General features: G+C 62.0%; 9 protein-coding genes. All 9 read right to left on the bottom strand.

Going from position 1 to position 12106, the window contains the following annotated elements; all coding sequences use genetic code 11:
• Nucleotides 1–110: 110 nt before the first annotated feature.
• The gene (locus tag ACYQ2I_RS03745; RefSeq protein WP_460165653.1) at nt 111–1730 is read right to left on the bottom strand and encodes an NADH-quinone oxidoreductase subunit N; all 1620 of its coding nucleotides are present in this window, start codon (nt 1728–1730) and stop codon (nt 111–113) included.
• An 18-nt stretch (nt 1731–1748) separates the two neighbouring features.
• Nucleotides 1749–3470: a complex I subunit 4 family protein gene (locus ACYQ2I_RS03740; protein ID WP_460165652.1), complete on the bottom strand. Its 1722-nt coding sequence runs from the start codon at nt 3468–3470 to the stop codon at nt 1749–1751.
• Nucleotides 3471–3547: 77 nt separating this feature from the next.
• Nucleotides 3548–5581, bottom strand: a complete 2034-nt coding sequence (nuoL, locus tag ACYQ2I_RS03735; RefSeq protein ID WP_460165651.1) for an NADH-quinone oxidoreductase subunit L — start codon at nt 5579–5581, stop codon at nt 3548–3550.
• Between the two features lie 77 nt (nt 5582–5658).
• Complete coding sequence (gene nuoK, locus ACYQ2I_RS03730; RefSeq protein WP_460165650.1) at nt 5659–6102, bottom strand: NADH-quinone oxidoreductase subunit NuoK; 444 nt, start codon at nt 6100–6102, stop codon at nt 5659–5661.
• A complete protein-coding gene (locus ACYQ2I_RS03725) occupies nt 6095–6994 on the bottom strand; it encodes an NADH-quinone oxidoreductase subunit J family protein (RefSeq protein ID WP_460165649.1) in 900 nt (299 codons plus the stop codon). Before ACYQ2I_RS03725 ends, nuoK begins: the two co-directional genes overlap by 8 nt.
• Entirely contained in the window at nt 6991–7587 is a 597-nt protein-coding gene (locus tag ACYQ2I_RS03720) for a NuoI/complex I 23 kDa subunit family protein (RefSeq protein ID WP_460165648.1), read from the bottom strand. The genes ACYQ2I_RS03725 and ACYQ2I_RS03720 overlap by 4 nt, the downstream gene beginning before the upstream one ends.
• An 84-nt stretch (nt 7588–7671) precedes the next feature.
• Nucleotides 7672–8910: a complex I subunit 1/NuoH family protein gene (locus tag ACYQ2I_RS03715; RefSeq protein ID WP_460165647.1), complete on the bottom strand. Its 1239-nt coding sequence runs from the start codon at nt 8908–8910 to the stop codon at nt 7672–7674.
• Nucleotides 8911–8952: 42 nt separating this feature from the next.
• The gene (locus ACYQ2I_RS03710) at nt 8953–10581 is read right to left on the bottom strand and encodes an NADH-quinone oxidoreductase subunit G (protein ID WP_460165646.1); all 1629 of its coding nucleotides are present in this window, start codon (nt 10579–10581) and stop codon (nt 8953–8955) included.
• A gap of 116 nt (nt 10582–10697) precedes the next feature.
• Nucleotides 10698–12065 (bottom strand): NADH-quinone oxidoreductase subunit NuoF, encoded by a 1368-nt coding sequence (gene nuoF, locus ACYQ2I_RS03705; RefSeq protein ID WP_460165645.1) that lies wholly within the window; start codon nt 12063–12065, stop codon nt 10698–10700.
• Nucleotides 12066–12106: the final 41 nt, after the last annotated feature.

The following is a 12106-nucleotide window of genomic DNA, read 5'->3' as shown; positions in this document are numbered from 1 at the left end:
CCGTCGCTCCTTATTTTTAACGTCGCTTCCCGCGTGAAAAGGCCTTTCGGCCGAAATTTTTTCACCCCGTCACCAGCAGGGTGCACGCCTCAATTGCGTACCGCAGAAATTCACCCCGCTGCGGGGTTCTCCTGCCGCTGTACATGGAAGACGGTCGCACCGTCGCCTTGCTTGTCGATTCGAACCGCTTGGAATGGATTCGATCGCAGACCGCGGACGGCCGTATCGGCGGCCCGGAACCAGCGTGCCGGAGACAACCCCATTCCCAGAACGATCACCATACAGGCCGCAGCGGCCAGTGTCGCCGAAAATCCCGGCTTGCGATAGATCGCCGTCACGTTGTCTTCCACCGAGCGGGTTTCGCCTTCTCCCAGTCCGAAGAACAGCACGGCCGTCACGCGGAGGTAATATCCCGCGGCAATCGCCGCATTGATCGCCCCGATGACCGTCACGGCAATCAGCCAGCGTTGCGGCGTTCCCTCCATGGCCTTCGTTCCGGTATCCAAGGCGCTCATCAGAACGGCCAGCTTCGCCCAAAAACCGGCCAGCGGCGGGATGCCTGCCAGGCTGAACAGGCACACCGCCAACGCCCAAGCCAAGAGTCTCTTGCTCGCCAAAGGCGACCAGGCCAGCCCGGCCAATTGAGTCACGCGGTCGATGGGCCTACCGCCTTGCTCCAATGCCGCAGGCACGGCGAACACGCCGATCGTCCCGAAGACGTAGGCCGCCAGGTAGACCAGCGAGGCCGCGCCGCCGTCCCATCGTGAGGCGGCCCCGATGCTCGCCGCCGCCAAGGCGGCCGTCAGCCCCAGCAACAGATAGCCCGCGTGGGCGATCGCCGAGTACGCCAGCAGTCGCCGCAGGTTCTTCTGGCGCAGGGCCAGAACGTTCCCCACCGTCATCGTCAGCACCGACAGGGCCATCGCGACATGCCAAAGGTAGTTTTCCAGCCCCGGCACAGCGACCAACAACACGCGAACCAGCACCGCCAATCCGGCGGCCTTGGGAAGGACCGACAACAAAGCGGCGTTCGCGTGGGTCGTCCCTTGGTACACGTCGGGTGCATAGAACTGAAAGGGCACGGCGGTGATCTTGAACGCCAAGCCGGCGAACACCAGCAGCACGCCCAAGAACCCCAGCGGGAACACGGCGATCTCTTGATCCGGGGCCGTGAATGCCGCGGCCGTCTCCGAAATCCGCAACGTCCCCGTCACGCCGTAAAGAAACGACAAACCGTACAAGAACAGCGCGGAAGCCAAGATGCCCAGGAAAAAGTATTTCGCCGCCGACTCTTGCCGGTCGCCCCGATTGCCTCCCAAATACAGCAAGATGTAGACGGGCACCGAGATCAACTCGAGCCCCACGAACACCAGCAGCAAGTCGTCGGACGCTGCGGCCAGCATCGATCCGGCGATCGCCGCGAGCAGACAGGCGGTCTCTTCGGCGTAGTTCTTGTCGCCTTCGGCCCGGCGCAACCATACCAACAACACACCGGCCGCCACCGCCGTCGACCGGAAGAACCATGCCAACGGATCGACGGTCACGGCACCGGCAACCGCCGCCTGGCTCGTTTGTTTCGCCAACAAAGCGGCGGCAACCACCAGCGCGACGGTCGCGATCCACGGCGGCAGCTTCTGCTCCCCGGGACGAAACGCCCCGTGCAAGAACAGCAACACGGCCGTCACCGTCAGAACCAGTTCCGGCATCAGGTGTTGGATTTCCGGCCACACGGTGATGTACTCCTCCCGTTATCGGTCGTTCGTCACGGCGGATGTCGCCGCGCCGTCGTCTTGTGCCAAGTAGGTCCCGGCAAGCGTCTTGCCTGCCGGCTCACGCGATTCGACGCGTCCGGGCCGATCGCTTTCTTCCCCCTGTTCGCTTTCGGAAGCAACGGTCGGCGGTCGGTACACCGGTTCGTTGACGCTTGCTGCCGCGTAGATCTGCTCCAACGTCGGCTGCATGCGGCTCAGGAAGAATTGCGGACAAACGCCGATCCACACGATCAACACGACCAGCGGCACCAGGGCACACCATTCGCGAAATCGCAAATCCCGCACCGGCTCGGCCGAATCGTCCTCGTCGTGCTTCGGCTCGACCAACGCCCCGAAGAACACGCGGCGCACCAGGTACAGCATGTACCATGCCCCCAATACGACACCGCCGACGGCCAAGACCGCGGCGACCAGGTAATGCCCGCCCTTGGCCCACGCGCTCTGGAACGTTCCCAACAGGATCAGGAACTCGCCGGCAAAACCGTTCAACCCGGGCAGGCCGATGCTGGAAAATGTCATCACAAACATGAAGAAGGCCAATACCGGCAAGCGGGAAGCCATCCCGCCGTAGTCGCGAATCCGCCGCGTATGATATCGCTCGTACAACATGCCGACGACCGCGAACAACCCGCCGGTCGACAGCCCGTGATTGATCATTTGCAACACACCGCCGGAAAGCGCCACGCGATTCAACGCAAAGAACCCCAACATGCAGAATCCCAGGTGGCTCACACTCGAGTAGGCGATCAACCGCTTGATGTCGGACTGCGCCAACGCGGTCAACGCGCCGTAGATGATTCCGACGACGGCCAGCCACACGATCCACGGGGCGCACATGGTCACCGCGTCGGGCAGCATGGGCATGCTGAACCGCACGAAGCCGTAGCCGCCCACTTTCAACAGCACACCCGCCAGCAGAACGCTTCCCGCGGTCGGGGCCTCGACGTGCGCCAACGGCAACCATGTGTGCAGCGGGAACAACGGCACTTTCACGGCAAAACCGACGAACAACGCCAGAAAGATCCATAGTTGCACTTTTGCGGGAAACCGGCCGGTGGCGTTCAACTGCTGCAACGTCTCGGTCAAGGCGGCGATGTCGAAGGTGATCTTCCCGTCCGGCGCGTACTGCCCCGCCCACAAGACCAACGCCAGCAAGCCGACGAACGTCAGCAAGCTGCCCGCCAAAGTAAACAAGAAGAACTTGACTGCCGCATACCGCCGCTGGTCGCTTCCCCACACGCCGATCAGGAAAAACAGCGGGATGAGCGTGAACTCGAAGAAGACGTAAAACAACAACAAGTCGCGGGCAGCGAAGACCCCCAGCATCCCGGTTTCCAACAATAGCAACAGCCGGTAATAGGTCGGCGCGTTCTCCTCGATCGCATTCCAACTCACCAAGACCGAGGTGACCGTCAACAACGCCGACAGGCCGAACAGCCACAAGCTCAACCCGTCGAGGCCCACGGCCAGTTTCAGGTCGACTTGCGGCAAGGCGTCACCCAGCCAATCGGCCTGCCACACGGCGTACGGCTCGGCACCGCCGGGAAATCCGGCGAGGATCACGATCGAAGCCGCCAAGACGACCAGCGACACGACCAGCGCCACGCCGCGTGCCCGGCAGCGATGATTGTCGATCAACGCCGCTCCGACGGTCGGCAACAGGATGGTCACAGCCAGCAGGTTTCCCATGGTATTCATCGCGTCTTGAACGTTTGTGAATTACCGGCCGCATGCCGACGGCCGTTGCGTTTCCTTCCCTCTTCTCGCGCAGTCGGTCACAACAACAGGGCGATCGTCAACACCAGCACGCCCAACAACATCGCCGCGGCGTAGTACGGCACGAGTCCTCGCTGCAGCGAGCGCAGGCTCGTTCCGACCGCCTTCGGCGTCTCACCGACGGCATCCACCAACCGATCGATCAACCGCCGATCGAAAAAGGCCGCGAGGTAGGCGATGCCCCACATCGGCAACACCAACAAAATCATGTACAGCTCGTCGAAATAGAACTTGTTCTTCGACAGGTCGTACAACCCGAGTTTTCGCGTCACCGCGGCGACCGCGCCGAGCGGCGAGCGTTTGGGCAAGTAGAACAGCGCAGCCAGTCCGATTCCCGCGGCCGCAGCGATCGTACTTTGAATCGCCACCAGCAGGTGATCGCCGTGATGTTCTCCGCCGTGTCCCGAGGCGTGCTCGGCGAAATAGGCCAGCGACGGCGTGTTCGCCAGGAAGCGGCCGAAGATGTCGCCCCAATTGAATATCGCTCCCACCACAATGGCACACACGGCCAGAATCCCCAGCGGAACCACCATGTTCAACGGCGACTCGTGCGCGTGGTGCCCGGCCGCCTCGGGAATTTGCTCGGGACCGTAAAAGGTGAGGAAGAAGGCCCGGAAGGTGTAAAACGCCGTCAGGAAGGCCGTCACGACGCCCGTGTAGTACAAAATCGTGTAAAACTCGTGTTCCGCTGCGTGCGCCTGCACCGCCGCCAGGATGCGATCCTTGCTGAAAAAGCCGGCAAAGGGGAACAACCCGGCCAGGGCGAGGCATCCTGCCAGAAACGTAATGTGTGTCCAGGGCATCCGTTTGCGTAAACCGCCGAAGCGGGTCATGTCGATCACGCCGCCCATGGCGTGCATCACGCTTCCGGCCCCAAGGAACAGCAAGGCCTTGAAGAAGGCGTGTGTGAACAGGTGGAACATGGCCGCCGTGCCGCCGACGATCCCGCCCACGCCAAGACCTAAAAACATGTAGCCCAACTGGCTGATGGTCGAATACGCCAACACACGTTTCAAATCGGTTTGTGTGAGTGCGATCAGTGCCGCCAGAAGCGCCGTAAAGGCACCGATCCCCGCGACCACCTCAAGGGCCTGCGGCGACGCGGCAAACAACGGGGCACAGCGGACGATCATGTACACGCCCGCGGTCACCATCGTCGCCGCGTGAATCAAGGCGCTCACGGGAGTGGGGCCCTCCATGGCGTCGGGCAACCACACGTGCAACGGGAACTGGGCGCTCTTACCGCAAGCTCCCAGGAACAGCAACAGGCATGTTGCCGTGGCGATACCGCCGGTCACGAACGCGCCGGACGCCAAACGATGCCCGCCCAATACGCCCGCGATGATCACCTCGCCCGTCTGCGGATCGACCACGTCGTGAAAGTTCAACGTGCCGTACATCGTCCACAACAGGAAAATGCCGATCGCAAAGCCGAAATCGCCCACGCGGTTGACCAGGAAGGCTTTCTTCCCCGCCGCCGCGGCTTCGGGCTTTTGGAACCAGAATCCGATCAGCAGGTAACTGCACAGCCCGACGGCCTCCCAAAACACGTACAACAACAAGAAGTTGCTCACCGACACGAGCATCGTCATGGAAAAAACGAACAAGTTGATGTACGTGAAGAACCGCCAGTAGCCGGGATCGTCGTGCATGTACCCGATGGAGTAGACGGCCACCAACAACGAGATGAACGTGACCGTCACCAGCATAATCGCCGTCAGAGGATCGAGCCGCAGCGTGATGCCGATGTCGAAATTCGCATGATTCAAGGAACCGTCCGGCGCCGAAGGTGCCGCAGAGGGGACGTCGGCCCAGGTCCACAATCGAACGATGTGCCGGGTGCCGATTTCCTGCGCCGCATGGTCGCCGCCTGCCGTCCACACGCACAAAATCAAGGCGGCTGCGAACGAGATCGCTATGGCCGTCACCGCCGGAACGTGGCTCTGCGACCGCAACACGTGCTTGCCCAACAGGGCGGTCGCCAAGGCCGCGGCCAACGGCATCATCGGAACCAGAATCAGCAGGAATTCCATCGTCGTTTGCTCGCTTTTCGCTCACTCGAGCCGAATGGTCAATTTCCCGGTATCGTCTTGAACCGCGACGGCGACCGCTACACCTCGTCGCGGAACTCGGTCGCCTCGGGCGGAACCTCGGGTTTTCTGCCCGCAACGGCCAGATGCGGCCACCGCCGCCGGTGCGGTTCTTCCGGCGGCACGTCGTGATCGACGTACGGCGTCGTCTCCTCTTCCCGCAAATGTTGCAAGGCGGCAATGTCGAGCGTCCCCTTCGCCCGAAAGATCATCATGATCAAGGCCAAAGCGACGGCGGCCTCGGCCGCGGCGACGGCGATCACGAACACGACCAATAATTGCCCGCCGATATCTTGCCGATACCACGCCCAGGCGACACCGCTGATCGCGACTCCTTGGAGCATCATCTCGGCGCTGAGGAACATGAGGATCATGTTCCGCCGTGCGACGAAGCCGATCGCTCCCAGTCCGAACAAGACGGCCCCGACCGTCAGGTAGTGATACAACAACGTGATCTCAGGCATCGTCTTCCTCCCGGTCGGTTTCGCCCTGCGATACCGGCACGTCGTCGTGCGTCGCCAAGGCCGACGCTTCTTCTGCGGTAAGCGTTTCGGCCTGTCGCGACGCGGCGATCTCGTCGTCGGTCACCGGTCGCGAAGTAATCAACGCGGCACCGACCAAGGCCACCAACAAGAGCAGACCGACCGCTTCGACGGCCAGCAACTCCGGGCCGTAGAGCGCCGCGCCCAGGCGTTTCGTTTCGTGCTCGTCGCCGGGCTGCGCCGTCCGAACCTGCCGCGAAGGGGCGCGTTCGTCGGCGACGCCGCCTTGCGTCTCCCCCGAGGACGCCTCATCCGTCTGTCGGACCGATGCGGCCGATTGTTTTTGCTTGGCGATCGCCTGTTGTGCCGATGCCGATTTCGCCAACGCCGCTGTGAGGACGGCGACGAGAATCATCCCCGTAAACGCGGCCAAATGCGGCGACCAGGCGTTCCGGTCGTAAATCGCCCTCCCCTCGGGCTGTGCCAACATCAGCAAGAACAGAAACATGACCAAGATCGCCCCGGCATAGACGACGATCGTCGCCAAGGCCAAAAACTGCGCCTTCAAGCACAACAGCAGCGCCGCGGTCCCCAGCAGCGTGAGCCCGAACCATACCGCGGCATAGACGGGGTTTCGCGTCGTAATCGTTCCCACGGCACCGACGAACGTCACGACCGTCAACGTCCACACGACGGCGGCCGAGAAGCACTCGCCCAGCGACCACAGGGGGGCGGTCGCGATCCCGATCGCCACGGCGACGGGCAACCAGCCAAGGCGTCTCGTCCGCGAACGGCCGCCCCAGGGCAGCAGCCACCACAGCCCGACCGCACCCAACCCGGCAGCAACGACAATCAACCACGGCGTGCCGATCACTTTTGCTCGTCTCCCTTGTCGGCTCGATCCTCGGTCCCCTGTTCGCGAATCAACGCCTTGATACCGCCGATGCGAAGGCGTTCCTCGGCCGACGGTTCGCTGTCTTTCGTCTGATCGTAGACGGACAGCAGCTTTTCTTTGTTGAAAACCATCTCTTCGCGACTTTTGCCCGCCAGATCGTACAGGCTGGTCAGCTCGATCGCATCACAGGGGCAAGCCTCTTCGCACATGCCGCAAAAGATACAACGCAGCTCGTCGATTTCGAAGCGGACGGGATACTTCTCCCGATCCGGCCAGGGGCTCTCTCCGGCCACGATGTCGATGCAGTGCGCCGGGCAGGCCGTCGCGCACAAGAAGCACGCGACGCACTTCACCCGCCCCTTCTCGTCGCGATTCAAGCGATGAACGCCGCGATAGCGGATCGGATCGACGAACTCGTGGCGTTCTTCGGGAAACTGGACCGTCTTCTTCGGCGAAATCAAATGCCGAAACGTCGTCGTCAGTCCGTCCACCAGAAGCGGCAGATAGGTCTTCTCGGACCAACCCATCTTCGGCGGTTCGATCCAGTGAATGTTCGGATCATCCGGTTTCATGGTGCGGTACCCGTCTGTTCGTAATCGCCGGCGTTCATCGCCGACAACGCCATGTTCGCTCGCGCGCCAGTTCGATCTTTTCGGTCACTCGACAACCGTTGCCTCGTCGATCGGCTCGGGAAGCGGAATCGGCTCGTCGCGTCGCGGCCGGTTGTCGGCATACGGCGGAACCAGTGCGGCGGTGATCAGCCAGCTTGCAATCAATACGGCCCAACCGACCGAAACGGCCAGTCCCGCAGACGGAATGCCTTTGCCTCGCAACCACGGATCGGCCCATTCCCACCATGCGAACACGACCAGCAAATTCACCAATCCCAACGAAAGCAGCCCCTTCCAGGCCATCGCCATGAGCTGATCGAAGCGAAACCGCGGCCAACTCCAGCGGATCCACATGTACGTGAGGATCAGCAGCAGCACTTTTCCCAGCAATACGGCAATCCGCAGCAGCGCGAGCGGCCAACCGACGACCTCGTCGCTGCCGGTCAAGCCCCACAAGTGCCAACCGCCCAGGAACAAGATCACGACGAAGAACGACGCCGCGATCATGTGCAGGAATTCCGACACCAGGTACATCATCAGCTTCATACCGGAATACTCGGTATGGTATCCGCCGACCAACTCCTGTTCGGTCTCGGGCAGGTCGAAAGGCAATCGCCCGGCTTCGGCGGTGGCTGCCACGAAAAAGACCAGAAATCCCAGCGGCTGCACGAAAATGTTCCACATGCCCGACTCGGCTTGCGCGAGCACGATACGATCCAATCGCAGCGTTCCCGACGCCAGCACCACGCCCAGCATTCCGAGCCCCAACGGAATTTCGTAAGCGATCAGCTGTGCGGCACCTCGCATGCCGCCGAAAAACGCATACTTGTTGTTGCTCGCCCAACTCCCCAAAACGACGCCGTAAACGGCCAATCCGCCGACGGCAAACAGGTAGATGACCGCCACGTCGATGCCCGGTGCCACCATCAAATGAATCGGGGGCACGCCATCCAACCCCAAATCGACCGCGCCGAAGGGAACGACGGCGAACACGGCCAGCGCCGCCATAAACATCACCGTCGGCGCGAGAAAATACAGCACCTTGTCGACGTGCTTGGGGGTGAATTCCTCTTTGAAGATGAACTTGACGCCGTCGGCAATGGGCTGTCCGAGTCCGAACAGGCGAATCTTCGTCAGCGGAATGCCGACGCGGTTCGGTCCCAGTCGGTCCTGCACCCACGCGGCAAACCAGCGTTCGACCAGCACCAGATAGGCCGCCGCCGTCATGGCTCCGCCGATCAACAGGGCAATCTTGACGATCGCTTCGATGGTCAATCCGAACATGGCGGTTATCCGTCTATATGTTCCTCGGTCGCACGTCCCGCATCAGGCATGCGCACCGCTGCCGGCATCGGCCAGCATGTTCACCTTCAAATCCAAACCCGTTTCGGGAATCTCGCCCGCCGCCGCGGCGAAATAGTTGATCTCGGCGGCAAGTTCACTGAGAACGCCGCGAGCATCGTAGAGCCCCTCGTTTGCCGACAATTCCCAAACGACCTGCGCGGCCGGTCGATTGCCCGCGGGAGGGCGAATCGCCCGCACGACCCGCTGGAGCCGATCGCCGCGGTTGACGTACGATCCCTCTCGTTCCGGGAACGCGGCAGAGGCCAGTACGTAATCGGCCGCCTCCGAAGCGGGCGAGGGAAACAAATCCTGCACGATCAACAGTGTTGCCTTGCGAAGCGCGGCGGCCTCCGTCTCGTCGATCCAGGCTTTCGGATATCCCCCGGCGATCCACACCGCCCCGAACTTTCCAACCGCGGCTTGTTCGACGAACTGCGTCCACGAAACGACGCCTTTCTGGAAATGCGACGCGACCGCTTCGACGCCGCGTCGGTTGGGACACTTCTCGGCCGAGATGACGAACTTGCCGGGAAACGTCTCGTCCTCACCTTCGACGGGAATCGGACCGACGGCGATCGTCGCGTTCGCATCCACCGTCCGCAGCCACTTGGCCGACAAATACGCCTCTTCGACGGTCAAAAACGGCGACAAAACGATCGCCGGGCTGCCCGCCTCTTTCAGCTTGCCGGGAATTTCCGACAAGAACACCTTCCAGTCGATGGGAACGAGCCCGTTTTCACCGCGTCGCGCGACGCCGCGCAAGCGCCGCGGGTCGTGCACATGCGGATAGCCGTATCGCCCGTCATTACAAATCCACCACTTGTTGACGAACGGATTTTCCCGCGGCTTGATCCGCCACACGCGGTCTTGATTCTCTTCGACCCAAATTGAGCATCCCGTCGCGCAACCGGTGCAAACCCCGGGGCGTCGTTTCAAGAACCACACGCGTTGCTTGTAGAGAAAGTCCTTGTCGGCCAACGCTCCGACCGGGCACAGGTCGACTACATTCCCCGACAGTTTGTTGTTCAGCGGATAATCCGGCAGGACATCGATCTCTTCGTTCGCTCCACGACGCGAGATCATCAATTCGCTCGTGCCGCTGATCTCTCGGGTAAACCGCACGCAACGCGAGCACATCACGCACCGATCGACGAACAGGAATACATCGCCCACATCGCGTTTGCGGCTGGTGAACGGTCGGATATCGGCTCGGCGCTGCTCGCGGCCGTGGGCGAAGTGGTAATCCTGCAAGCGACATTCGCCGGCCTTGTCGCAAATCGGACAATCGATCGGATGCCGGAGCAGCAAGTCCTCCTCGACCATCGCCCGGGCACGCTGCACCTTTTCGCTTTGCGTGACGATCACCAGCCCGTCTTTGGCCGGAGTGTTGCACGCCGGGAAGAGCTTCGGCAGCATGGTGATCTCGCCGGTTTCGGGATGACGGTTTCCCATCTCGATCAGGCACATCCGGCAACTGCCGACCACCGACAAACCGGGATGCCAGCAATAGTGCGGTATCTCGACACCGGCCAGCGCCGCCGCCTCGATCGCGTTCATCTTGCGATCGGCGGGAATCTCGATCTCTTTACCGTCGACAATGACAACAGGCATCGGCAAACCGCCTTGTTTTTCGAATCGGTCGTCGTTCCGAACCCGCCTCGCACAGGCGGAGTCGTCAACACGCTTGCTCCCCGTCCTTATTCTCCCGCGACGGCACCTCGCGACCGTCAATGGTCGAGCGACACGAACGGGGCCGGTTGCAAAGCGGGGACGGGCCCCGTTTCGGCATATCCGTCGGGATTGCTCGAACGAATGTAGTCTTCCAGCTCATCCCGGAACTTGCGGACGGCCGTCTTGATCGGCCATGCGGCACCGTCGGCCAACCCGCAAATCGTCGTTCCCGGGATGATCCCGATGTTGTCGGCGATATCCAACAGCAGGTCGAGATCGACCAGTCGCCCTTTGCCCGATTTGATCCGCGTCACCAATTCGAGCGCCCAACGCGTTCCCTCGCGACAGGGCGTACATTGGCCGCAGCTTTCGTGGGCGAAAAAGCGACAACTGTTGTACAGGAATTCGATAATCGGATAGGTCTCGTCGAGCACCACGAGACCGCCGGTTCCCAGGCCCAAACAACCGGCCTTGAGCGGCCCGTTGAAATCCATCGGCGTATCCAACTCGTCGGCGGTGAGCAACCCGGTGCTCAAGCCCCCGGGCACGACGGCCTTCACCTTGCGGCCCCGCCACACGCCGTCTGCGAATTCCTCGATGATTTCCCGGCACGGCACGCCGAGCGGCGCCTCGTAACAACCGGGACGATTCACATGCCCGCTCACGCAATACAGCTTCGGCCCGTAACTGCCGGGGTCTCTCGGATTGTCGGGATCGGGCGGCACGCCGATCGAACGAAACCACTCGACGCCGCGTTCCATGATGTGCTTGACGCAGGCGACCGTCTCGACGTTATTGACCACCGTCGGACGTCGGAACAGGCCTTCGACGGCGGGAAACGGCGGCTTGATCCGCGGCCACGCACGCTTGCCCTCGAGGCTTTCGATCAGGCCGGTTTCTTCACCGCAGATGTACGCAGCGGCGCCGCGGTGGATGTACATGTCGAGCGAAAAGTCGCTGCCGAGAATATTTTTCCCCAGGTATCCCGCCTCGTAACACTCGTCGATCGCCTGCTGCAACCGCCGGTATGCCGTGGGGTATTCGTACCGCAAATAGATGTACGCCGTCGACGCCCGCGTCGCGTACGCGCTGAGGATCGTCCCTTCGATCACTTGATGCGGGTCGAGTTCCATCAATACGCGGTTGCAGAAGGTGCCCGGCTCGCTTTCGTCGGCATTGACGCAAAAATAGATCGGGCCGCCGTCGTCGTTCTTCAGGAACGACCACTTCAACCCCGTAGGAAACCCCGCACCGCCGCGTCCGCGCAGATGGCTTTGCTGCACGCTACCGGCCACGTCGGCGGGCGTACATTCTTTGAGCACACGGCGCAAGGTCCGATACCCGCCTTGTGCCTCGTACACCCGAAGCGTATGGCTGTCTTCCTTGTCGATGTTCGCCAGCAAGACCGGCTCGTATTCGGCCACGACGCTGTTCTCCCGTCCGATGCGTTCTGGTCGGCAATCGT

This window comes from Thermostilla marina (assembly GCF_054657455.1).
Note: the sequence above shows the minus strand (reverse complement) of the source record. Positions and strands in the feature narration are given on the sequence as shown.